The organism is Streptomyces guryensis (assembly GCF_021261325.1).
GTDB classification, from domain to species: Bacteria; Actinomycetota; Actinomycetes; order Streptomycetales; family Streptomycetaceae; genus Streptomyces; species Streptomyces guryensis.
On record NZ_JAJSBI010000014.1, the window covers coordinates 71,440 to 93,302 of the forward strand.

Below are 21,863 nucleotides of genomic sequence, written 5' to 3' on the forward strand. Positions count from 1 at the left end.
CTTCGCGATGAGCCCTGTGAAGCACCACACCGTGATCGACAGCCCGTACGGCCCCCTCACCCTCGTGGCCGAGGACGGCACCCTCTGCGGCCTCTACATGACCGAGCAGCGCCACCGCCCGCCGGCGGAGACCTTCGGGACCCGCGACGACAGGCTCTTCGGCGAGACGGAGGAGCAACTGGAGGCCTACTTCGCGGGCGAGCTGAAGGAGTTCACGATCGAACTCCGTCTGAACGGAACGCCGTTTCAACGGTCGGTCTGGGACCAACTCGGCAAGATCCCTTACGGCGAGACCCGTTCTTACGGTGACCTGGCCGACGCTCTGGCCAACCCGTCGGCATCCCGCGCGGTCGGCCTCGCCAACGGCAGGAACCCGATCGGCATCATCGTCCCCTGTCACCGAGTCGTTGGCGCCAACGGCAGCCTGACGGGCTACGGCGGCGGCCTGGACCGCAAGCAGCGGCTGCTGGACTTCGAGAGCGGAACGGCGCTGTTCTAGCTGCTCAGCCGCGGCAACTCGAGGCCGTGTAGGGTCCGTTGCGTGCTGGCTGAACAACGACACCAACTCATCCTGCAGACGTTGAGATCCGGCGGCACCGCCACCGTGACGGACCTCTCCGCCCGGCTGGGGGCCAGTGCCGCGACCGTCCGTCGTGACCTCCTCAAGCTGGAGGAGGACGGACTGCTCACCCGGGTCCACGGGGGAGCGGTCATCGAGGAGGATCCCGCGCCCTTCGCCGAGGCCGCCGAGGCGCAGGTGCCCCAGAAGGACGCGATTGCCGCCGAGGCCGCCATGATGATCGAGGAAGGCCAGTCGGTCATCCTCGACTCGGGCACGACGGTCCACCGGCTGGCCCGCCGGTTGCACGGGCGCCGTATCACCGTGATCACCAACAACCTCGGGGTGTACGACGAGCTCGTCCAGGACGAGAACGTCGAACTCATGCTGCTCGGCGGCATGGTCATCCGCGAATCGCGCATGCTGGACGGTTTCCTGGCCGAGGACAACCTCCGTCAGGTGCACGCCGACTGGCTCTTCATGGGCGCCTGCGGTGTCCGCGCCGGCGGCCAGGTGATGGACACCACGGTCGCCGAGGTCCCCGCCAGACGTGTCATGATCGCCGCCGCCGACAAGGTGGCGCTCCTCGCCGACAGCGCCAAGTTCCCCGGAACGGGCATGGTGAAGATCTGCGACCCCGAGGACCTGGACCTCGTCGTCACCGACGCCGCGTCGCACGCGGCGACCTGTGCGGCGCTGGAGGAAGCGGGTGTGCGGGTGGTGCGGGTGGACGCCGTTCCGGCAGGGTCACCCTGAGCAGGTAGGACCCTGACCCCTAGTCAGTTGTCAGGGTGCGGTGGGGGGTTGCTCGGGGACGTTCCTGATGAACGGGGCTGCCGGGGTGCATGAGACTCGTGACCGGGCCGGACGTCCGCCGGTCCGACCGTCACCCTGGGAGAGCCCTGCCGTGAACTCCACCGCGCGTCGTACCCGTTGGTCCACCATGGCAGCCGCCGGCGCCGTGCTGGCCGCCCTGGCCGTGAGCGTGGCCGCCCCCGCCTCCGCCGCGATCCCGGCCGCGGCACCTGCGGCAACCGGCACCCCTCTGCCCGCGCTCGACCCGGCACAGCTCAGGGCGGCCATCGGCGGCCTGCCCAGCGCGGACGTCACCGGCGCGCTCCTGCGGATCACCGGCAGCGCCGGCCACTGGTCGGGCACCTCGGGCGTGGGCGACCTGGAGACCGGCCAGGGCGTCCCGCGCAACGGGCACTTCCGGATCGGCAGCATCTCCAAGGTCTTCACCGCGACCGTGGTGCTTCAACTCGCTGCGGAGCACCGGATCGACCTGGACACACCCGTCCAGCACTATCTGCCGGGCGTGCTGCCGGCGGAGCTGCCGCCGGTCACGGTGGGCCAGCTGCTCAACCACACCAGCGGCCTGCCGCGCGCGGCCGACAACCCGGACTTCGGCGACGGCAGCCCCGAATGGTTCGCCGCCAACCGTCTGAAGAGCTTCACCCCGCAGCAGGTGATCGACCTGATGGCCGGTCAGCCGATGCAGTTCGCGCCAGGCACCGCGCAGCAGTACAACGGGATGAACTACTACGTCGCCGGCGTGCTGATCGAGAAAATCACCGGGCACACCTTCGCCCACGAGGTGCAGTCCCGGATCACCCGGCCACTCGGGCTGCACGACACCTACGTCCCCGACGAGGACGACCCCACCCTGCCCGGCCCGCATTCGCACGGCTACCTGATGGTCAAGTCCGCGGACGGTACCAGGCACCCGGTGGACGTCACCGAGCAGAGCCCCTGGCCCTGGGCCGAGGGCGGCATGATCTCCACCCCCGCCGACCTCGACCGCTTCATGACCGCGCTGTTCCGCGGCCGTCTCCTGGCACCTGCCCAGCGGGCAGAGCTCTTCACGGTTCCGGACGTCCCGAGCTACCACAGCAGCCAGTGCCGCACCCAGATGGACGCCGGACGGGCCTGCATGACCATGGGCCTGATGCGGGTCGAGGCATCCAACGGTGTGGTGGTCTGGGGCAAGACCGGCTCCCGCCCCGGCTACACCAGCGGCGTCTTCGCCACCAGCGACCTCTCCCGCAAGATCGTCTACTCCCTCAACCCCGACAACCTCGACGGCACCGAGATGCGCTACATACAGCAGATCGCCGCGGCCTCCTTCGGCACCCTTGTCCCGGCGAGCTGACTTCCCGACGGAGCCAGGAGCTGTTGCCGAACGACGCGTTGCGGTCCGGACCTAGTCGCGGCTCTCCGCGTTCAGCCGGTCCAGGAGTTCGGGCAGTGCGGTACCGATGGGTTCGTGGATCACCTCGTCGGCGCGGTCGTCGTACGGCGTCGGGTCGGCGTTGACGATGACGAGCCGCGCGCCGTTGTCGGCGGCGACACCGACCAGCCCGGCGGCGGGCTGCACCTGCAGGCTGCTGCCGACGGCGATGAACACCTGGCAGGCCTTGCTGATGGCGAGGGCCTCGCCGAGCACCACCGGGTCGAGCCGCTCGCCGAACATCACCGTCGCCGACTTGAGAATCCCCCCGCACTCCAGGCACGCCGGGTCGTCCTCCCCGGCCTCGACCCGGGCGAGCGCGTCCTCCATCGGCCCGCGCGCATGACACCCGGTGCACACGAAGCTCCGCGCGGAGCCGTGCAGTTCGAGCACCTTGCGGGCGGCCATGCCGGCGAGCTGGTGCAGCCCGTCGACGTTCTGCGTGATGACCCGCACGGGTACCCCGGACCGCTCCAACTCCGCCACCGCCCGGTGCGCGGCGTTGGGCTCGGCCTTCAGCGTGCGGTTCTTGCGCCGCATCTGCCAGGACCGCCGTCGAATCTCCCGATCGCCCATGTAGTACCCGTACGTCACGAGCTTCTCGGCCTCGGGATCCTTCCGCCACAGCCCGTTGGGGCCGCGGTAGTCGGGGATCCCGGAGTCGGTCGAGATACCGGCACCGCTGAGGATCGCGACGAGGGGCTTGCTCATGGCACCGAGGGTAGGACGGCGGACCGGGTGGGGCGAACGGATATTCGTGCGCGCTGTCCGGTGCTAGGTTCCGGCCATGGCCAAGGTCACCGTCTCGCTCGATGCCGAACTCGTCGTGGAAGTCATGGTTCTCGCGGGGGTCAACAATCCCCAGGACGCCGTGGAACTCGTGGTCCGCGACTACATCGAGCGCGGCCACCGGACCGAGGCCCGGGTCGTCGCGCGGGACGAGGGGCTGCGCGAGGTGGACGTCAAGCCCCGTGAGCCCGAGGGGTGAGCCGGCGCCCGGTCACGCCACCCGCTGCCCGTTCTCCAGCTCGGCCGTGCCCGAACCCTCCGCCAGGATCTCCAGGGCGACCCGGACGCGGTGGCCGAGGGTGCCCAGCAGGTAGTCGTCGAGTTCCTCGCGGGGGACGAGGCGCCAGGAGAGCAGCTCCTCCTCCTGCAGGCGGATCGCCTTGAGCTCGTCCTCGTCGAGGACTCCGCCGTCGTACAGATAGGCCACCAGCGGCGGCCAGCTCGGCTTGTACACCCAGTCGACCGCGAGCAGCCGGCCCAGTTCGCGGTCCAGACCGATCTCCTCCAGCGTCTCGCGGCGCGCGCCCTGGCGCGGGGTCTCGCCGTCGTCGGACTCGATCGTGCCACCCGGCAGGGCCCAGCCCTCACGGTAGTTGGGCTCGACGAGCAGCACCCGGCCCTCGGCATCGCGGAAGAGGGCGGCGGCCCCCGCGAGAATGCGGGGGAGACCGGCGAGGTACGTGGCGAAGTCAGGCGTGGAGGTCATCCACGAAGGGTAACCAGCTCGCGCGGCCCCTCTCGTCCTCACTGCGCCCTCTCGCCATGAACACCGCGATCATCGCAACAGCCAACAGCCAACAGCCAACAGCCAACAGCCAACAGCCAACAGCCAACAGCCAACAGCCAACAGCCAACAGCCAACAGCCAACAGCCGACGGCCCAGCCGACAGTCGACAGCGCGAGCGCGGAGTTCGGTTGTGGCGTCGCGCCCGTCGGCTAGGTTTCCGTCCCCGCGAGCTGCACCGTCCGCTCCGCCAGCTCGCTGATCCGCACCCCGTCGAAGCCGAACACCGCGCTGCGGACGGTGTCCTCCAGCGGCTCCTTCCACTGCGGCGGAATCGCGTCCGCCCCGGTCAGTACGCCGGCCACGGAGCCGGCGGTCGCTCCGTTGGAGTCGGTGTCCAGGCCGCCGCGGACGGTGAGTGTGATGGTGCGGGTGAAGTCGCCGTCGCCGTACAACAGGCCCGCGGTGAGTACGGCGGCGTTCGGGATGGTGTGGATCCAGCCGAGCCCGGCGGTCTCCTCGGCCACCGTGGTGAGCGTGCCCTCCCAGGTCATCCGCGTGTCGTGGAGGGAGACGACCCGCCGCACGGTACGGGCGAGCCGGCTGCTCGCCGGGATGACGGCGAGGGCCTGGTCCACCGCGTGCCGCACGGTGGGCGCGGTGAACGCCGCAGCGATCAGCGCCGCCGCCCACATCGCGCCGTACACGCCGTTGCCGGTGTGCGACAGCACCGCGTCCCGGCGGGCCAGGGAGGCCGCGCGGCGCGGCACCCCCGGGCATGTCCAGCCGTAGATGTCGGCGCGGATCAGCGCGCCGATCCACTCCTGGTACGGATTGTCGTACGTGGCCGTCAGCGGCGGTTTGAGCCCGTTGGCGAGATTGCGGTACGTGGCTCGCTCCGCCGTGAAGGTCTGCAGATACGGCAGCCGCAGCAGCCACAGCTCGCCGACCTGCTCGGTGCTGAAGTCGAAGCCGTGCGTCTCCAGGAGGTCCAGGCCGAGGATCGCGTAGTCGACGTCGTCGTCGCGGCAGCTGCCGTGGATACGGCCGCGCACGCACTGGCGCCACTCGGGGCGCAGCTCGAAGCCGTCGCTCTCGTCGGCGGGCTCGGGAAGATAGTCGGTAAGGGGCAGGGCGGCGGCCTGCCGCAGATAGCGGTCGATACGGTCCCGCGTCCACAGGTCGCCCTGCTCGACCGGCTTGCCGAGCATGTTGCCCGAGATCCGGCCCAGCCAGCCCCCGAGGATGCGGTCCGCGAGCTCTGGCTCAGTGCCCACAGGGGTCATAGCAGAAGGTTTACCCAATTTGGGCGCCGCCTGCGCCCTGAAGGTGAAGGGGCGCGGGGCTGTGTCGACATGCGGCTCCGCCGCGTGGGCGATCAGCCACGACGATGCTGCAGACGACCGTCGGCACATCGTCGTGCGCGGGTGGTCGCGCATCGGTACAGCTCGCGCAGCGTCCAGGCTCCGGTCACGGAATGACGCCGGGGCCGTCCTCCGGTTAAGGTCGCAGCGGCGCGACTGGCCTTGATGTGCGTGAGGCCCGGAGAGCAAGGGGAAACAGGTGACACAGCGCGTGCTCATCGCCGCGGACAAGTTCAAGGGGTCGCTGACGGCCGTGCAGGTCGCCGAGCGGGTCACGGCCGGGCTGCGCCGGGTCGTGCCGGAGCTCCAGGTGGAGTCGCTGCCCGTGGCCGACGGCGGCGACGGGACCGTGGACGCGGCGGTCGCGGCCGGTTTCGAGCGGCGCGAGGTGCGCGTCGCGGGGCCGCTGGGCGACGAAGTGACGGCGGCCTTCGCCCTGCGTGCGGGCACGGCGGTCGTGGAGATGGCGGAGGCCAGTGGCCTGCAGCGACTGCCGGCCGGCGTCTTCGCCCCGCTCACGGCGTCCACGTACGGCTCCGGTGAACTGCTGCGGGCCGCGTTGGACGCGGGCGCGCGCACGATCGTCTTCGGCGTCGGCGGCAGCGCGACCACCGACGGCGGCGCCGGAATGCTGTCAGCACTGGGCGCGCGGTTCCGTGACGCGGACGGGGAGCCAATTCCCCCGGGCGGCGGCGGACTGAGCGAACTCGCCTCCGCCGACCTGTCCGGCCTGGACCCGCGTCTCGCCTCCGTCGAACTGGTCCTGGCGAGCGACGTCGACAACCCGCTGACCGGCCCGAAGGGCGCACCCGCCGTCTACGGCCCGCAGAAGGGCGCCTCCCCGGACGACGTGGAGGCCCTGGACACGGCCCTCGCGCACTACGCGAAGGTGCTGGAGGACGCGGTCGGCGGAAAGGCGGCGGAATTCGCTGCCTCCCCGGGCGCGGGCGCGGCCGGCGGTATCGGCTACGGCGCCCTGCTCCTCGGCGCCGGTTTCCGCCCCGGCATCGAGGTGATGCTCGACGTGCTCGGCTTCGCGCCGGCGCTGGAGTGGGCGGACCTGGTGATCACCGGCGAGGGTTCCCTGGACGAGCAGACCCTGCACGGCAAGGCCCCGGCAGGCGTCGCCGCCGCCGCACGCGCCGCGGACAAGGAGGTCGTGGCGGTGTGCGGGCGGCTGGCGCTGCCGCCGGACGCGCTGGGGCGGGCGGGGATCCGGCGGGCGTACCCGCTGACCTCCGTCGAGCCGGACGTGGCGAAGTGCATCGCGGACGCCGGACCGATCCTGGAGCGGGTGGCGGAGGAGATCGGCCGGGACTTCCTGACCTGAGACCGGGCTTTTTCCGCCCCCGCCGCCCCTACCCGTCCCGTACCGGGGGCCGGCCCCCGGACCCCCGCTCCTCAAACGCCGGAGGGGCTGATTTTGATCTTTTCACAGCCCGTCCGGCGTCTGAGGAAGAGGCCGTTCAGGCCGAAAGCGGGGGGTCTGGGGGGCGGCAGCCCTGGACGGCGCCCGCACCAGCGCCGAGCACCGCAACACGAAGGGCCCCGAACCAATGGTTCGGGGCCCTTCGTCGTCATCCAAGCGCCGCTACGGCAACTGCGCCGCCCGCGCCTCACGCCGGTTGTCGCGGAAGTTGTTCACCCGGCGAGCCGTGGCGAACAGGGGAATCACCGCACCGGTGACCAGCTGGAGCGCACACCCCGTCTGGAGGAGCAGCTGGCCGCTCGGGGCGTCGAACGCCCAGGCCGCCAGCAGTCCCATCGACACGACGATCCAGGACAGCATCGCCACCGCGAGCCGCCCCCGCGGCTTCGGGTACTCGACCCGGCTCACCATCAGCCAGGCCGTGCCGAGGATCGCCAGGAGCGTCGCCACGAAGGGCAGCTCCAACAGGACGATCGAGACGACCGTCAGTGCGCCGAACGGTGATGGCATGCCCTGGAACATGCCGTTCGGGACGGACACGCACGAGAATCTGGCCAGCCGCAGCACCACGGCCAGGAGCACCACGATTGCCCCGACCGCAGCCACCCGCTGATGCGCGTCGTCCGCGACCATGCCATAGACGAGCACGAAGTAAGCCGGCGCCAGACCGAAGCTGATCAGGTCCGACAGGTTGTCCAGCTCCGCGCCCATGGGGGAGGAGCGCAGCTTGCGCGCCACCAGGCCGTCGAACAGGTCGAAGACCGCCGCACACAGCATCAGGATGACCGCCGTGGCCGCGCTGTGGCGGGCCATGCCCGTTTCCTGGTCGCCGGTGAGGTGCGGGATCAGGATGCCGGTGGTGGTGAAGTACACCGCCATGAAGCCGCACGTGGCGTTGCCGAGGGTGAGGGTGTCCGCTATTGAGAGGCGGAGAGAGAGGGGCATCTCCTCCTCTTCGTCCACCTCGTCGGCCTCGGGCACCCAGCCCGCCTGGGTATCAGGATCAATCACGGTCAATGCGAGTCACCCCAGCCACGGTCTTCTGCCCGACCTCGACCGCGACCTCCACGCCCTCGGGCAGGTAGATGTCGACGCGCGAGCCGAAGCGGATCAGACCGATGCGGTCACCCTGCTCGACCTTCGTGCCCTGCGGGATGTAGGGGACGATGCGACGGGCCACGGCGCCGGCGATCTGGATCATCTCGATGTCGCCGAGTTCGGTGTCGAAGTGCCAGACTACGCGCTCGTTGTTCTCGCTCTCCTTGTTGAACGCCGGAACGAACCCGCCGGGGATGTGCTCGACCGACGTCACCGTGCCGGAGAGCGGCGCCCGGTTGACGTGGACGTTGAGCGGGCTCATGAAGATCGCGACGCGGGTCCGGCCGTCCTTCCACGGCATGATGCTCTGCACCACACCGTCGGCGGGCGAGATGACCCGGCCCGGGGCGATCTCGCGCTCGGGGTCGCGGAAGAACCACAGCATGCCCGCCGCGAGCGCGGTGGCGGGCACGGCCACGGCCTTGGCGACGCCGGAGCGGCGCGCACGGGCCAGGCTGAGGGCTGCGGTGGCGACGGTCGGCAGAAGCCACGGCGATGCTCCGCGCGCGAGGCGTACGCCGGCCCGGCTGTCGCGAGGTGCAGAGGTTTGGCTGTGGGGCATGGATGACCTTCGTAGCGGATGATGCCGCGCTGTAACGGGGGACGGCGGCTTTCCCGGGATGGTACCGGTCGCGGGCCACAACTGGGCAAGCCAGGAAGCCGAGTCGGCGGCCGAAGAGTGCTGACGGGGTGTGATCTTCTTCTCCAAGAAAACACCCCGTATCCGGACATCTAACCCTGGAACCGATACTCTTCGAGCAACCTGCGACCGATGATCATTTTTTGGATCTCGGCGGTACCTTCACCGATCAGCAACATCGGGGCCTCGCGGTAGAGGCGCTCGATCTCGTACTCCTTGGAGAAGCCGTAGCCGCCGTGGATCCGGAAGGCGTCCTCCACGACCTCCTTGCAGTACTCGGAGGCGAGGTACTTCGCCATACCGGCCTCAAGGTCGTTTCGTTCCCCGGAGTCCTTTTTGCGTGCCGCGTTGACCATCATGGCATGCGCGGCCTCGACCTTGGTAGCCATCTCGGCCAGCTTGAACTGGATGGCCTGGTGCTGGGCGATCGGCTTGCCGAAGGTGTGGCGCTGCTGGGCGTACTGGACGCCGAGCTCGAAGGCACGCTGAGCGACGCCGCAGCCACGCGCCGCCACGTTCACACGGCCGACCTCCACGCCGTCCATCATTTGGTAAAAACCTCGGCCGGTCTCCCCGCCGAGCACACGGTTGGCCGGAATCCGCAGGCCATCCATGATCAGCTCGGTGGTGTCGACTCCCTTGTAGCCCATCTTGTCGATCTTCCCGGGGATGGTGAGGCCGGGACGGACCTCGCCGAAGCCGGGCTCCTTCTCGACAAGGAAGGTCGTCATCGACTTGTGGGGCGCGGTGCCCTCGGGGTGTCCTTCATCACTTCGGACCAGTACGGCGACCAGACTTGACGTTCCGCCGTTCGTCAGCCACATCTTCTGGCCGTTGAGGACGTACTCGTCGCCGTCCTTGACCGCCTTGGAGGTGATGGCGGACACGTCCGAGCCGAGGCCCGGCTCCGACATCGAGAAGGCGCCGCGGATGTCGCCGGCCGCCATGCGAGGCAGGAAGTGGTCCTTCTGCTCCTGCGTGCCGTGCTGCTTGAGCATGTACGCCACGATGAAGTGCGTGTTGATGATGCCGGACACCGACATCCAGCCACGGGCGATCTCCTCGACGCACAGGGCGTAGGTGAGGAGCGACTCGCCCAGGCCCCCGTACTCCTCGGGGATCATCAGGCCGAACAGCCCGAGTTCCTTGAGGCCGTCGACGATCTGCTGCGGGTACTCGTCGCGGTGCTCCAGCTCGGTGGCGACCGGGATGATCTCCTTGTCCACGAAGTCGCGGACGGTGGAGAGGATCTCCTGCTGGATGTCGGTCAGACCGGCGGTCTGGGCGAGGCGTGCCATGGGGCTCAGCCCTCCTGAAGTTCCGGGCGGCCCGGCTGCTCGCCGCCGCGCTCCTTGATGTATGTCTCGGTCGGCACCATCACCTTGCGGCGGAACACGCAGACCAGGGTGCCGTCCTGCTTGTAGCCCTTGGTCTCGACGTAGACGATCCCGCGGTCGTTCTTCGACTTCGACGGCCACTTGTCGAGCACGGTCGTCTGGCCGTAGATGGTGTCGCCGTGGAAGGTCGGCGCCACGTGCTTGAGCGACTCGATCTCCAGGTTGGCGATCGCCTTGCCGGAGATGTCCGGCACCGACATGCCGAGCAGGAGCGAGTAGATGTAGTTCCCGACGACGACGTTCTTGCCGAAGTCCGTCGTCTTCTCCGCATAGTTGGTGTCCATGTGGAGGGGGTGGTGGTTCATGGTGAGGAGACAGAACAGGTGGTCGTCGTACTCGGTGACCGTCTTGCCCGGCCAGTGCTTGTACGTCGCCCCGACCTCGAACTCCTCGTAGGTGCGTCCGAACTGCATCTCAGGCCTCCGGGATCTCGAACTTGGAGGTGCGCTGCATGCCGGCCGCGCGGCCCTTGCCGGAGATGACCAGCGCCATCTTGCGGCTGGCCTCGTCGATCATCTCGTCGCCGATCATCGCCGAGCCCTTCTTGCCGCCCGCCTCGGACGTGAAGTACTCGTACGCGTCCAGGATCAGCTCGGCGTGGTCGTAGTCCTCCTGAGAGGGCGAGAAGATCTCGTTGGACGCCTCGACCTGGCCCGGGTGCAGCACCCACTTGCCGTCGAAGCCGAGCGCGGCGGCGCGCTGGGCGACCTCGCGGTAGCCGTCGACATTGCGGATCTGGAGGTAGGGGCCGTCGATCGCCTGGAGGTTGTTGGCACGGGCGGCCATCAGGATCTTCATCAGGATGTAGTGGTAGGCGTCCGCCGGGTAGCCGGGCGGCTGCTCGCCCACGACCAGCGACTTCATGTTGATCGACGCCATGAAGTCGGCCGGGCCGAAGATGATCGTCTCGACGCGCTGCGAGGCCGTCGCGATCTCGTTGACGTTGTTGAGGCCCTGGGCGTTCTCGATCTGCGCCTCGATGCCGATCTTGCCGACCTCGAAGCCCATGGTCTTCTCGATCTGGGTCAGCAGGAGGTCGAGGGCGACGACCTGCTGGGCGGTCTGCACCTTCGGCAGCATGATGCAGTCGAGGTTCTGGCCGGCCCCCTCGACGACCGTGACGACATCGCGGTACGTCCACTCGGTCGTCCAGTCGTTGACGCGCACGACCCTCGTCTTGCCGGTCCAGTCACCCTCGTTGAGGAACTTGACGATGGTGTGCCGCGCCTCGGGCTTGGCGAGCGGGGCGCATGCGTCCTCCAGGTCGAGGAAGACCTGGTCGGCGGGGAGGCCCTGCGCCTTCTCCAGGAAGCGGGGGTTGCTTCCGGGGACCGCGAGGCAGGAGCGTCGCGGACGCAGACGGTTGACGGGCGTGGTCATGCGGGGACCTCCAGGGGGTCGAGCTTGTTCGCTGTCCGGATCTCGTCGACGATGCGGCCGATGATTCCGGTGATGTCGAAGTCCTTCGGGGTGAAGACCGCGGCCACTCCGGCGGCTCGCAGCTGTTCGGCGTCACCATTGGGGATGATGCCACCGGCGATCACCGGTATATCTGTGGCACCGGCCACACGGAGGCGGTCCAGTACGTCCGGGACCAGCTGGGCGTGCGAACCGGAGAGGATGGACAGGCCGACCGCGTGCACGTCCTCGGCGAGGGCCGCGTCCACGATCTGCTCGGGCGTCAGGCGGATGCCCTGGTAGACCACCTCGAAGCCGGCGTCACGGGCCCGCACGGCGATCTGCTCGGCGCCGTTGGAGTGCCCGTCCAGGCCGGGCTTGCCGACCAGGAAGCGGAGCTTGCCGACGCCCAGGTCCTTCGCCGTCAGGTCGACCTTGCGGCGGACCTCGGACATGGCCGAGCCCTCCTCGGCGGGGACGGCCACCGGCGCGGACGACACGCCGGTCGGCGCCCGGAACTCCCCGAAGACCTCGCGCAGGGCTCCGGCCCACTCGCCGGTCGTGGCGCCCGCACGGGCGCACTCCAGGGTGGCCTCCATGAGGTTGCCGGTGCCCTTGGCGGCCTCCTTCAGCTTCTCCAGCGCCTTGCACGGGCGCGGGTGGTTGAAGGGCGGCTGGTAGCGGGTGTCGCGCCAGTGCTGCAGTGACGAGATGACCCGCGCCTCGACGGCTGGATCGACTGTCTGGATTGCTGTATCGAGATCGGCAGTCAATGGATTCGGCTCGGTCGTCTCGAAGATGTTGACGCCGACGATCTTCTCTTGACCGGACTCGATACGGGCCCGGCGCTCCGCGTGCGAGGAGACGAGCTGCGACTTGAGATAGCCGGACTCGACGGCGGCCATCGCGCCGCCCATCTCCTGGATCCGGTCGATCTCGGCGAAGGACTCCTCGACGAGCTTCGCGACCTTCGCCTCGATGACATGGGATCCCTCGAAGATGTCCGCGTACTCCAGCAGGTCGCTCTCGTACGCAAGCACCTGCTGCATGCGCAGCGACCACTGCTGGTCCCAGGGGCGGGGCAGGCCGAGGGCCTCGTTCCAGGCGGGCAGTTGCACGGCACGCGCGCGTGCGTCCTTGGAGAGCGTCACGGCCAGCATCTCCAGGACGATCCGCTGGATGTTGTTCTCCGGCTGGGCCTCGGTGAGGCCCAGGGAGTTGACCTGGACGCCGTAGCGGAAGCGCCGGTGCTTGGGGTCCTCGATGCCGTACCGCTCGCGCGTGATCCGGTCCCAGATGCGGCCGAAGGCGCGCATCTTGCACATCTCCTCGACGAACCGGACTCCGGCGTTCACGAAGAAGGAGATACGGCCGACGACGTCGCCCATGCGCTCCTGCGGCACCTGGCCGCTGTCACGCACCGCGTCCAGCACGGCGATCGCCGTCGACATCGCGTACGCGATCTCCTGGACCGGTGTGGCGCCCGCCTCCTGCAGGTGGTAGCTGCAGATGTTGATCGGGTTCCACTTCGGGATGTGGGAGACCGTGTACGCGATCATGTCCGTCGTCAGACGGAGGCTCGGCCCCGGCGGGAAGACGTGCGTCCCGCGGGACAGGTACTCCTTGACGATGTCGTTCTGGGTCGTGCCCTGGAGCTTGGTGATGTCCGCACCCTGCTCCTCGGCGACGACCTGGTAGAGCGCCAGCAGCCACATGGCGGTGGCGTTGATCGTCATCGAGGTGTTCATCTGCTCCAGGGGGATGTCCTGGAACAGCCGGCGCATGTCACCGAGGTGTGCGATCGGCACGCCGACCCGGCCGACCTCGCCGCGGGCGAGGATGTGGTCGGAGTCGTAGCCGGTCTGCGTCGGCAGGTCGAACGCGACCGACAGGCCGGTCTGGCCCTTGGCGAGGTTGCGGCGGTACAGCTCGTTGGACGCCTCGGCCGTGGAGTGACCGGCGTACGTGCGCATGAGCCACGGCCGGTCCTTCTCCCGCGCGCCTTCGGCGGGCTGACGCTCAGTCATCTATGACCCCGGGTGTCTCAGATGTTGCGGAAGCGGTTGATGGCGTCGATGTGCTTGGCGCGCAGCTCCTCGTCGCGCACGCCCAGACCCTCCTCGGGGGCCAGGCACAGCACGCCGACCTTGCCCTGGTGGAGGTTGCGGTGCACGTCGTAGGCCGCCTGGCCGGTCTCCTCCAGGGAGTAGACCTTCGACAGGGTCGGGTGGATCTTGCCCTTCGCGATGAGCCGGTTGGCCTCCCAGGCCTCGCGGTAGTTGGCGAAGTGCGAGCCGATGATCCGCTTCAGGGACATCCACAGGTAGCGGTTGTCGTACTCGTGGTTGTAGCCCGAGGTCGAGGCACAGGTGACGATGGTGCCGCCCTTGCGGGTGACGTAGACGGAGGCGCCGAAGGTCTCGCGGCCCGGGTGCTCGAAGACGATGTCGACGTCCTCACCGCCGGTCAGCTCTCGGATGCGCTTGCCGAAGCGCTTCCACTCGCGCGGGTCCTGCTCGTGCTCGTTCTTCCAGAACTTGTAGTCCTCGGCGTTGCGGTCGATGATCGCCTCGGCGCCCATGGCCCGGCAGATCTCCGCCTTCTGCGGCGAGGACACCACGCAGATCGGGTTGGCGCCACCGGCCAGTGCGAACTGGGTGGCGTACGAGCCGAGGCCGCCGCTCGCGCCCCAGATCAGGACGTTGTCGCCCTGCTTCATGCCGGCGCCGTTGCGGGAGACCAGCTGCCGGTACGCGGTCGAGTTGACCAGACCGGGAGCCGCGGCCTCCTCCCAGCTGAGGTGGCCCGGCTTGGGCATCAGCTGGTTGGACTTGACGAGCGCGACCTCGGCGAGGCCGCCGAAGTTCGTCTCGAAGCCCCAGATGCGCTGCTCGGGGTCGAGCATCGTGTCGTTGTGGCCGTCCGACGACTCGAGTTCGACGGAGAGACAGTGCGCGACGACCTCGTCACCGGGCTTCCATGCGTTGACGCCGGGGCCGGTGCGCAGGACGACGCCCGCGAGGTCGGAGCCGATGATGTGGTACGGCAGGTCGTGGCGCTTGGCCAGCTCGTTGGTGCGGCCGTAGCGCTCCAGGAACCCGAAGGTGGACAGGGGCTCGAAGATCGAGGTCCACACGGAGTTGTAGTTGACCGAGGAGGCCATGACGGCCACCAGGGCCTCGCCCGGGCCGAGCTCGGGCAGGGGGACCTCGTCGAGGTGGATCGACTTGCGCGGGTCCTTGTCGCGGGTCTCCAGACCCGCGAACATCTCCGTCTCGTCCTTGTGCACGGTGATCGCGCGGTACGACTCGGGGAGCGGCAGGGCGGCGAAGTCGGCCGGCGTCGAGTCCGGCGACTGGATCGCGTCCAGGATGTCCTTCGTGGTCACGGTGTTGCCTCCGGCGGTACGCGTCCTGAGGGAGGGACGCTGAGGGTTACGTCGGTGCTGCTGAGGGTTTTTTGAGAAGTGCCGTCGGTTCGGCGGTGGTGCTGTTCGGCAGCGCTTTGTGGCGCGGGAGGTTGCCTGTGACGCAGGCGTCCGGGCGCGCAAGCCATTGGCTTGAGGGGACAGCCGACGTGCGGTAGGTCTCTGCACGCCGGCCGCCCGGACTCCTTCAACGTATGACACCGCGTGTCACCCCGCAAGGCACTGAGTGCCAGAGATTGCCCTCAGGTGAAATCTTTACGTAACAAATGAGCGATGATCGATCGAAACGGGGGTTGAAAGGGGTCGGAAAAGGGGCTCTGACATGCCAAAACGGCCACCCCGAAGGGTGGCCGTCATCACAGGTGCGGAGAGACCTCAGCGGTCCTTGAGCGCCTGCTCGATGGTTCGCATGACCTCGTCCAGCGGGGCGTCGGTGCGGGCGACGGTGACCAGGACCTCGCCCTGGGTGGAGACGGCCGCGGGGGCCGTCGGCCTCGGTGCCGCCGTGCTGCGCCCCGCCCCGATGCCCGTCCCGAACGTCTTGCGCACGATGGCGAAGGCGTGGTCCAGCTGCGCCTCCACGTCGCCCTGCCCGCCGGCCCGCAGCCAGCGTCTGAGGACGTGGTTGTGGGCGGTGACCACGGCGGATGCGGCGACCTCGGCCAGCAGCGGGTCGTCGTTGGCGTCGTCGTCGTGCGCGTGCTCGTCGAAGTGGCCGAGGAGGTAGCGGGTGAAGAGACGCTCGTAACGGGCCACCGACGCGATCTCCGCCTCGCGCAGGGTGGGCACCTCACGCGTCAGCTTGTAGCGGGCGACCGAGATCTCCGGCCGGGCCGCGTACATCCGCATGACTTCCTTGATGCCGCGGCACACCGTGTCGAGCGGGTGCTCATGCGCGGGAGCCGCGTTGAGCACGGCCTCCGCCCGGATCAGCGTGTCGTCGTGGTCGGGGAAGATCGCCTCTTCCTTGGAGCGGAAGTGGCGGAAGAAGGTGCGGCGCGCGACTCCGGCCGCGGCCGCGATCTCGTCGACGGTGGTCGCCTCGTACCCCTTGGTCGCGAACAGCTCCATCGCCGCGGCCGCCAGTTCGCGGCGCATCTTGAGCCGCTGGGCGGCCGCGCGACTGCCTGCGGCACTTTCCGGTGCGTCGGGCGTAGCTGGTGTACGTGAGGACTTGGCGGGCGAGGACATGACCCGAACGTACTGCATGTGCGCAGCTTGTTGCGCATGTACGGGGGTTGCCCCGCCCGGTGCGGGCGGGGGTCCTCCGCTGGGGCCGAGCAGCCCGCCCCAGTCCGTCTCGCCTCTGAACCAGTCGCCGGCGCCTTCAGCGGCGGGCATATTCGCGGAAGCCACGGCCCGTCTTGCGGCCGAGGCAGCCCGCGGCCACCAGGTGCTCCAGGAGCGGCGCCGGGGCCAGGCCCGGGTCGCGGAACTCGCGGTGCAGGACCTTCTCGATCGCCAGGGAGACATCGAGCCCGACGACGTCCAGGAGCTCGAAGGGGCCCATCGGGTAGCCGCCGCCCAGCTTCATCGCCGCGTCGATGTCGTCAAGAGACGCATAGTGTTCCTGCACCATCTTGATCGCGTTGTTGAGGTACGGGAAAAGCAGGGCGTTCACGATGAAGCCCGCACGGTCTCCACAGTCGACCGCGTGCTTCTTGATCCGTCCACACACCTCGCGAACCGTCGCGTGGACGTCCTCGGCCGTCAGCACCGTACGGACGACCTCGACCAGCTTCATCGCCGGCGCCGGGTTGAAGAAGTGCATGCCGATCACGTCCTGCGGGCGCGAGGTGGCGCGGGCGCAGGCGACGACGGGCAGCGAGGAGGTCGTGGTGGCCAGGACCGCGCCCGGCTTGCACACCTTGTCCAGCGTCGCGAAGAGCTGCTGCTTGATCTCCAGATCCTCTGCGACCGCCTCGACGGCCAGGTCCACGTCGGCGAAGGACTCGTAGGAGCCCGCCGCGGTGATCCGGTCCAGGGTCTGCGCGGCCGCCTCGGCGGTCATCCGGCCCTTGTCGACGGAGCGTGAGAGCGACTTGCCGATACGGGCCTTGGCGGTCTGCGCCTTCTCCTCGCTGCGGGCGGCGAGCACGACCTGGTAGCCGGCCTTGGCGAAGACCTCGGCGATACCGGAGGCCATGGTGCCGGAGCCCGCGACTCCGACGGAGCGGACCTCGCGGCCCGGGGTGAGGGCGGCGCCGTCCAGCGGCGTCAGCGCGTCCCGCACGACGGTGGCGCTGCCGGGGGCCTCGTACGTGTAGAAGCCGCGGCCCGACTTACGGCCGGTCAGGCCCGCCTCGCTGAGCTGCTTGAGGATCGGCGCGGGGGCGTGCAGCCGGTCGTGGGACTCGGCGTACATGGCCTCCAGGACCGTGCGGGCCGTGTCGACGCCGATCAGGTCGAGCAGCGCGAGCGGACCCATCGGGAGTCCGCAGCCGAGCCGCATCGCGGCGTCGATGTCCTCGCGGGAGGCGTACTTCGCCTCGTACATCGCGGCGGCCTGGTTGAGGTAGCCGAACAGCAGCCCGTCGGCGACGAAGCCGGGCCGGTCGCCGACCGCGACAGGCTCCTTGCCCAGGTCGAGAGCGAGGTTGGTGACCGCGGTGACGGCCGTCGGCGCGGTCAGCACCGAGGAGACGATCTCGACCAGCTTCATCGCGGGCGCCGGGTTGAAGAAGTGCAGGCCCAGGACGCGCTCCGGACGGGCCGAGTCGGCGGCCAGACGGGTCACGGACAGGGCGTTGGTGCCGGTCGCCAGGATCGTCTCCGGGCGCACGATGTCGTCGAGCGCACGGAAGATCTGGTGCTTGATCTCGTACGACTCCGGAGCCACCTCGATGACGAGGTCGGCGTCGGCCGCCGCCCGCAGGTCGGTGGAGGTACGGACGCGGGCGAGGACGTCCGCGCGCTCCTGCTCGGTCAGCCGGCCCCGCTCCACGGCGCGGGCGGTGGCGGCCTCCAGGGTGGCGACGGCCTTGGCGGCCGCGGCCTCACTGATGTCGATGCCGACGACCTCGCGGCCGGCCTTGGCGAGGACCTCGGTGATACCGGTGCCCATGGTGCCGAGGCCGACGACGGCAATGGTCGTGAGCGAGGAGGAAGGGGTGTGGGACAGGGGAGTGGCCATCGCGGGACTCCAGGCATGAGGGTGACGACTGGGAGAGCGCCCGGGTGCGCCGAGGGAGACCCGGCCGAAGCCGGACCATGGCGCACCGGGTGCTGATGAGGAATGCGGGTGTTGCCGGGCTGCAAGCGCACACGCCCGGTGCCGTCGCCGTGGGCGCGCACACGCCTGGAGCGAACGGTGGAGAACCGACCGGCCCTGTCCCGTGGCCGGGTCGTGCTGCGGTACCTGATGTACCGAACCGACTTCTCTCACGACGGCTGCGTCACCAGGCCGCCGTAAGCAGGTGCGAGTGGGTAACTCGCTCGTCTGAGCTTAACCGGCGGGTAACGAGCGCGCCAGTCCCCATGTTTGTGATGTACGTCCCGAGAGATCGGCAGCCCCTCTAATCTCGGTGCCATGGACGAAGAGTTGCGATCGCTCACGGAGCGTTTGCGGGCGGAGTCGGGAGCGACCGCCGCATACGACCGTCTGGTGGCCACCGAGGACCTCGACGAGCTGGCGCGGGTGCTCACCGAGCCCGGGCAGCCGCTGTGGGCCAGGGAGCTGGCCGCGTTCCGGCTGGGGCTCGCGGGCGACCGGCGTGCCTTCGAGTCCCTCATCCTGTTCCTGAACCACCGCGATCCGCAGCGCTGCGCCTCCGCCGCCCACGCCCTCGCCCACCTCGACGACCCGCGCACCGCCCGCGCGGCGGCCGCCCTCGCCACCAACGAACTCCGCGTCGCCTACGCCCTCCACCCGGTCCGGCTCCTCGCGGAGCTGCGCGCCCCCGAGTCCGTGCCCGCGCTGATCACCACCCTGGAGCGCAGGCTGCGCCCGCACGACCCGTACCGCCGGGTGGCCCTCGCCTGTGTGGAGGGCCTCGGCGACCTGGAGGACGCCCGCGCCAGACCCGTGCTCAACGAGGCGCTGGCCCATCCGGCGCTGGCGGAGGCGGCGGTCCGGGCGCTGGCCCGGATTCCGAGACAGAGGTGACGCCGCGTCAGTCCGTGAGGTCCGTGAGTCCCTGACGTACCGCACCTCCGGCACCGCGACCGCGTCCACCTCGAAGGGCTCCTCGGTTCCGTCCGGACGGAAGCCGGAGGCCTCGTGGAAGCGGCGCGCGCGGTGGTTCTCCTTGAGGACCCAGAGCAACATGCGCTCATGCCCGGCGGCCGTACAGCGGCGCGTGGACTGCCGAAGGAGGGCCCGCCCGACGCCGTCGCGGTACCGGCCCCGGGGCGACGTAGATCGCGTACAACTCGGCGTCGTCCGTGGGTACTTCGCCGTCCCGGTACGGGCCGTGACAGAGCCAGCCGATGATCTCCCCGTCCTGCACGGCGACGAGGTTCAGCACGCCGGGCTTTTCTGAAGGAAGCGCATCCGCCGGCGTTCGGTGTTCTGCGGCACGCTCATCGCGTCTGGGTAGGACTGCGGGATGATCCCCCGATAGGCCGTCTGCCAGCCGGCGACGCGGATCTCGGCCACACCCTCGCAGTCGGCGAGAACCATCTCCCGGACGGCGGGACCACTCACTCGCCCACGACCGCGTACGCCTCGATCTCCATCAGGAACTCGGGGCGGACGAGTGCGGCGACCTGTACCGCGGAGGCGGCGGGGAGCCGGTCGTCGGGTATGTGGGCGGCGCGGGCCGTGCGGATCGCGGGCAGGTGCGCCATGTCCGTGACGAAGAAGGTGAGTTTGACGACGTCGTCGAAGGCCGCCCCGGCGGCGGCCAGACAGCGGTGGAGGTTCTCGAAGACCTGGCGGGCCTGGGCCCCGGGGTCGCCCACGCCGACGGGCCTGCCGTCCTCGTCCAGCGCGAGCTGGCCCGCGATCGCGACGAAACGGCCCGTGCCCATGACGACGTGGCTGTACTGCGCGGCGGGGAAGACCCCGTCAGGGGCGGAAATCCTGGTCAGTTCACTCATGCGTCCATCGTGGACCATGGGTCTGACAACGCCCCCGACGGGACCTCGGTCTCGCCGCGTGCTCAGCCGCGGAAGCCGACCAGTCCGTGCAGCGTCGCGCCGCCGACGGCCGCGGGGGTCGTGGCCATCTTGGCGCTGAGCGGTTTGGGGTCGGGCGTCTTCGCGCACACCGCGTCGATCGCGCCACCGCCGCGCGGCACCGTGCCGTCCGTCAGATACGCGGCCAGGTACTTGTCCAGGCAGGTGTTCCCGCTCAGCGTGATGCCGTGGTTCCCGCCGCCCTGCTCGACCACGAAGCTCGACCCGGCCAGCAGGCGGTGGACCGTCAAGCCCCCCTCGTACGGGGTGGCCGGGTCGTTGGTCGCCTGGAAAAGCAGCACCGGCGGCAGCTTGTCGTTGGCGATGTGCACCGGCTTCAGAGAGTCCGTCGGCCAGAAGGCGCACGGCGCGTTGTACCAGGCGTTGTTCCATGCCATGAACGGAGCCTTGTCGTACACGGCCCAGTTGTCCTTGCGCCACTGGTTCCAGTCGCGCGGCCAGGAGGCGTCACGGCACTGCACCGAGGTGTAGACGCTGTAGCCGTTGTCTCCGGACGCGTCGACGGCGGCGAAGTTCCCGTACGCCTCCACCAGAGGGTCGGCGTTCTTGTCGTTCACGTATGCCGCGAACGCCTCGGCCAGATGGGGCCAGTAGCCGTTGTAGTAGCCGCCGGGGATGAAGGTGTCCTCCAGTTCGGAGGCCCCCACCTTGCCGCCGGCCGGCTTCTTGGCGAGCGCCTTGCGCATCGCGTACCACTCGGCCTCGACCTTGGCCGGATCCGTGCCCAGCTTGTACGTCGAGTCGTACTTGGCGATCCAGGCCATCAGGGCCTTCTGGCGGGCGTCGAAGGCGTGGTCCTGTGCGAGGTTGTCGTCGTACCAGACGCCGGTCGGGTCGACGATCGAGTCCAGGACCAGGTGTTTCACACGCTGTGGGAAGAGCCTGGCGTAGACGGCGCCGAGGTAGGTGCCGTACGAGTAGCCGAAGTAGCTGGTCCGGCGTGCGCCCAGGGCCGCCCGGATCGAGTCCATGTCCTGCGCGGCCTGAATGGTGTCGATGTACGGCAGCAGGCTCGCGTACTTGGTGCCGCAGGCTGCGGCGAAGGACTTGGCGCGGTCCAGGTTGGCCTTCTCGAGAGCGGGCGTGCGAGGCACGGAGTCCGGGCGCACCGGGTTGAAGTGGCCCGGCTTGCAGTCGAGGGCGGGCTTGCTCTTGCCCACCCCGCGCGGATCGAAGCCGATGACGTCGTACTGGGCCGCGACTTCCTTGGGCAGGGAGGACGCGACGAATCCGGCGAGCGTGAGGCCGCTGCCGCCGGGACCGCCCGGGTTGACCAGCAGCGGGCCTTGGCTCTTCTGCGCGGTGTGCTTCACGCGCGAGAGCGCCAGCGTGATCTGCTGCCCGTGCGGGTTCTCGTGGTCGAGCGGCACGTCGAGCGACGCGCACTGGAGCGTCGGATAGTTCGTGGTGGCGCAGTTCTTCCAGGTGAGTTTCGCGGCGGGAGAGGTGTGCGGGGTCTGTGGGGTGCTCGCGCCGGCGGAGGGGGCCGTGAGGCTCCCGGCCACGACGACGGCGGCACCGCACAGCACGGCTGCGCGTTTTCTCATGAAGTCCTCCCAGGACGGAGGGTTTCGAACCGCGAGTCTCACGGTTCCCGCCGCATCGTCCCGGAAAGCCCCCTCGGAAGAACTCGTTCTGGCAAGACTTGACCCGATTGGGTCGCGGGATG

20 protein-coding genes and 1 pseudogene are annotated in these 21,863 nt (G+C 69.4%); 6 read left to right on the top strand and 15 right to left on the bottom strand.

Annotated elements, in window-relative coordinates:
• Positions 1 to 16 precede the first annotated feature (16 nt).
• From LJ657_RS26450 to LJ657_RS26460, 3 genes are all read left to right on the top strand, one after another.
• Positions 17 to 499, top strand: a complete 483-nt coding sequence (locus LJ657_RS26450) for a methylated-DNA--[protein]-cysteine S-methyltransferase (protein WP_232651381.1) — start codon at positions 17 to 19, stop codon at positions 497 to 499.
• A 42-nt stretch (positions 500 to 541) separates the two neighbouring features.
• Positions 542 to 1,315 carry a DeoR/GlpR family DNA-binding transcription regulator gene (locus tag LJ657_RS26455; RefSeq protein ID WP_232651246.1) on the top strand — a complete coding sequence of 258 codons (774 nt, stop codon included), beginning with the start codon at positions 542 to 544 and terminating at the stop codon, positions 1,313 to 1,315.
• Between the two features lie 151 nt (positions 1,316 to 1,466).
• Positions 1,467 to 2,711 carry a serine hydrolase domain-containing protein gene (locus LJ657_RS26460; RefSeq protein WP_232651247.1) on the top strand — a complete coding sequence of 415 codons (1,245 nt, stop codon included), beginning with the start codon at positions 1,467 to 1,469 and terminating at the stop codon, positions 2,709 to 2,711.
• Between the two features lie 51 nt (positions 2,712 to 2,762).
• On the opposite strand, the gene LJ657_RS26465 is transcribed toward LJ657_RS26460, so the two are convergent.
• On the bottom strand, positions 2,763 to 3,500 hold the full coding sequence (locus LJ657_RS26465; protein ID WP_232651248.1) for an SIR2 family NAD-dependent protein deacylase: 738 nt from the start codon (positions 3,498 to 3,500) through the stop codon (positions 2,763 to 2,765).
• Positions 3,501 to 3,576: 76 nt separating this feature from the next.
• On the opposite strand from LJ657_RS26465, the gene LJ657_RS26470 reads away from it, so the two are divergent.
• Positions 3,577 to 3,777 carry a type II toxin-antitoxin system VapB family antitoxin gene (locus LJ657_RS26470; RefSeq protein ID WP_232651249.1) on the top strand — a complete coding sequence of 67 codons (201 nt, stop codon included), beginning with the start codon at positions 3,577 to 3,579 and terminating at the stop codon, positions 3,775 to 3,777.
• Positions 3,778 to 3,789: 12 nt separating this feature from the next.
• Here LJ657_RS26470 and LJ657_RS26475 read toward each other — a convergent pair whose 3' ends face one another.
• Both LJ657_RS26475 and LJ657_RS26480 read right to left on the bottom strand, forming a co-directional pair.
• A complete protein-coding gene (locus LJ657_RS26475) occupies positions 3,790 to 4,284 on the bottom strand; it encodes an NUDIX domain-containing protein (RefSeq protein WP_232651250.1) in 495 nt (164 codons plus the stop codon).
• Between the two features lie 230 nt (positions 4,285 to 4,514).
• Positions 4,515 to 5,588, bottom strand: a complete 1,074-nt coding sequence (locus tag LJ657_RS26480) for an ADP-ribosylglycohydrolase family protein (protein WP_232651251.1) — start codon at positions 5,586 to 5,588, stop codon at positions 4,515 to 4,517.
• Positions 5,589 to 5,877: 289 nt separating this feature from the next.
• Here LJ657_RS26480 and LJ657_RS26485 point away from each other — a divergent pair, with 289 nt between their 5' ends.
• Positions 5,878 to 6,996, top strand: coding sequence for a glycerate kinase (locus tag LJ657_RS26485; RefSeq protein WP_232651382.1), 1,119 nt, complete (start codon positions 5,878 to 5,880; stop codon positions 6,994 to 6,996).
• Between the two features lie 261 nt (positions 6,997 to 7,257).
• Here the strand turns inward: LJ657_RS26485 and pssA are convergent, their stop codons facing one another.
• The 9 genes from pssA to LJ657_RS26530 all read right to left on the bottom strand — a co-directional run bounded on the left by pssA (position 7,258) and on the right by LJ657_RS26530 (position 18,188).
• Positions 7,258 to 8,076 (bottom strand): CDP-diacylglycerol--serine O-phosphatidyltransferase, encoded by an 819-nt coding sequence (gene pssA, locus LJ657_RS26490; protein ID WP_232651383.1) that lies wholly within the window; start codon positions 8,074 to 8,076, stop codon positions 7,258 to 7,260.
• Positions 8,077 to 8,098: 22 nt separating this feature from the next.
• Positions 8,099 to 8,755, bottom strand: a complete 657-nt coding sequence (locus tag LJ657_RS26495) for a phosphatidylserine decarboxylase (protein WP_030936947.1) — start codon at positions 8,753 to 8,755, stop codon at positions 8,099 to 8,101.
• A 170-nt stretch (positions 8,756 to 8,925) separates the two neighbouring features.
• Positions 8,926 to 10,131, bottom strand: coding sequence for an acyl-CoA dehydrogenase family protein (locus LJ657_RS26500; protein WP_062710448.1), 1,206 nt, complete (start codon positions 10,129 to 10,131; stop codon positions 8,926 to 8,928).
• 5 nt (positions 10,132 to 10,136) lie between these two features.
• Positions 10,137 to 10,643, bottom strand: coding sequence for a MaoC family dehydratase (locus tag LJ657_RS26505; protein WP_059195327.1), 507 nt, complete (start codon positions 10,641 to 10,643; stop codon positions 10,137 to 10,139).
• Position 10,644: 1 nt separating this feature from the next.
• Positions 10,645 to 11,610, bottom strand: coding sequence for an HpcH/HpaI aldolase/citrate lyase family protein (locus LJ657_RS26510; RefSeq protein WP_232651252.1), 966 nt, complete (start codon positions 11,608 to 11,610; stop codon positions 10,645 to 10,647).
• A complete protein-coding gene (locus LJ657_RS26515; RefSeq protein WP_232651253.1) occupies positions 11,607 to 13,655 on the bottom strand; it encodes an ethylmalonyl-CoA mutase in 2,049 nt (682 codons plus the stop codon). Before LJ657_RS26515 ends, LJ657_RS26510 begins: the two co-directional genes overlap by 4 nt.
• Positions 13,656 to 13,672: 17 nt before the next feature.
• A complete protein-coding gene (gene ccrA, locus LJ657_RS26520; protein WP_232651254.1) occupies positions 13,673 to 15,016 on the bottom strand; it encodes a crotonyl-CoA carboxylase/reductase in 1,344 nt (447 codons plus the stop codon).
• A 414-nt stretch (positions 15,017 to 15,430) separates the two neighbouring features.
• Positions 15,431 to 16,264 carry a TetR family transcriptional regulator gene (locus LJ657_RS26525; RefSeq protein WP_232651255.1) on the bottom strand — a complete coding sequence of 278 codons (834 nt, stop codon included), beginning with the start codon at positions 16,262 to 16,264 and terminating at the stop codon, positions 15,431 to 15,433.
• A gap of 118 nt (positions 16,265 to 16,382) precedes the next feature.
• Positions 16,383 to 18,188: a 3-hydroxyacyl-CoA dehydrogenase family protein gene (locus LJ657_RS26530; protein WP_232651256.1), complete on the bottom strand. Its 1,806-nt coding sequence runs from the start codon at positions 18,186 to 18,188 to the stop codon at positions 16,383 to 16,385.
• Positions 18,189 to 18,584: 396 nt separating this feature from the next.
• Here LJ657_RS26530 and LJ657_RS26535 point away from each other — a divergent pair, with 396 nt between their 5' ends.
• On the top strand, positions 18,585 to 19,160 hold the full coding sequence (locus LJ657_RS26535) for an adenylosuccinate lyase (RefSeq protein ID WP_232651257.1): 576 nt from the start codon (positions 18,585 to 18,587) through the stop codon (positions 19,158 to 19,160).
• A 30-nt stretch (positions 19,161 to 19,190) separates the two neighbouring features.
• Here LJ657_RS26535 and LJ657_RS26540 read toward each other — a convergent pair.
• From LJ657_RS26540 to LJ657_RS26550, 3 genes and pseudogenes are all read right to left on the bottom strand, one after another.
• A pseudogene (locus tag LJ657_RS26540) lies at positions 19,191 to 19,676 on the bottom strand (GNAT family N-acetyltransferase); the annotation flags it as partial.
• A gap of 20 nt (positions 19,677 to 19,696) precedes the next feature.
• Positions 19,697 to 20,095, bottom strand: coding sequence for a RidA family protein (locus LJ657_RS26545; RefSeq protein ID WP_232651258.1), 399 nt, complete (start codon positions 20,093 to 20,095; stop codon positions 19,697 to 19,699).
• Positions 20,096 to 20,157: 62 nt separating this feature from the next.
• Entirely contained in the window at positions 20,158 to 21,741 is a 1,584-nt protein-coding gene (locus LJ657_RS26550; protein ID WP_232651259.1) for an alpha/beta hydrolase, read from the bottom strand.
• Positions 21,742 to 21,863 lie beyond the last annotated feature (122 nt).

Bases quoted from the DNA above. Each gene is read 5' to 3' on its own strand.
- LJ657_RS26465 (WP_232651248.1), bottom strand. From the start codon at position 3,500: ATGAGCAAGCCCCTCGTCGCGATCCTCAGCGGTGCCGGTATCTCGACC.
- LJ657_RS26470 (WP_232651249.1), top strand. From the start codon at position 3,577: ATGGCCAAGGTCACCGTCTCGCTCGATGCCGAACTCGTCGTGGAAGTC.
- LJ657_RS26475 (WP_232651250.1), bottom strand. From the start codon at position 4,284: ATGACCTCCACGCCTGACTTCGCCACGTACCTCGCCGGTCTCCCCCGC.
- LJ657_RS26480 (WP_232651251.1), bottom strand. From the start codon at position 5,588: ATGACCCCTGTGGGCACTGAGCCAGAGCTCGCGGACCGCATCCTCGGG.
- LJ657_RS26495 (WP_030936947.1), bottom strand. From the start codon at position 8,755: ATGCCCCACAGCCAAACCTCTGCACCTCGCGACAGCCGGGCCGGCGTA.
- LJ657_RS26500 (WP_062710448.1), bottom strand. From the start codon at position 10,131: ATGGCACGCCTCGCCCAGACCGCCGGTCTGACCGACATCCAGCAGGAG.
- LJ657_RS26505 (WP_059195327.1), bottom strand. From the start codon at position 10,643: ATGCAGTTCGGACGCACCTACGAGGAGTTCGAGGTCGGGGCGACGTAC.
- LJ657_RS26510 (WP_232651252.1), bottom strand. From the start codon at position 11,610: ATGACCACGCCCGTCAACCGTCTGCGTCCGCGACGCTCCTGCCTCGCG.
- LJ657_RS26515 (WP_232651253.1), bottom strand. From the start codon at position 13,655: ATGACTGAGCGTCAGCCCGCCGAAGGCGCGCGGGAGAAGGACCGGCCG.
- LJ657_RS26525 (WP_232651255.1), bottom strand. From the start codon at position 16,264: ATGCAGTACGTTCGGGTCATGTCCTCGCCCGCCAAGTCCTCACGTACA.
- LJ657_RS26530 (WP_232651256.1), bottom strand. From the start codon at position 18,188: ATGGCCACTCCCCTGTCCCACACCCCTTCCTCCTCGCTCACGACCATT.
- LJ657_RS26535 (WP_232651257.1), top strand. From the start codon at position 18,585: ATGGACGAAGAGTTGCGATCGCTCACGGAGCGTTTGCGGGCGGAGTCG.
- LJ657_RS26545 (WP_232651258.1), bottom strand. From the start codon at position 20,095: ATGAGTGAACTGACCAGGATTTCCGCCCCTGACGGGGTCTTCCCCGCC.
- LJ657_RS26550 (WP_232651259.1), bottom strand. From the start codon at position 21,741: ATGAGAAAACGCGCAGCCGTGCTGTGCGGTGCCGCCGTCGTCGTGGCC.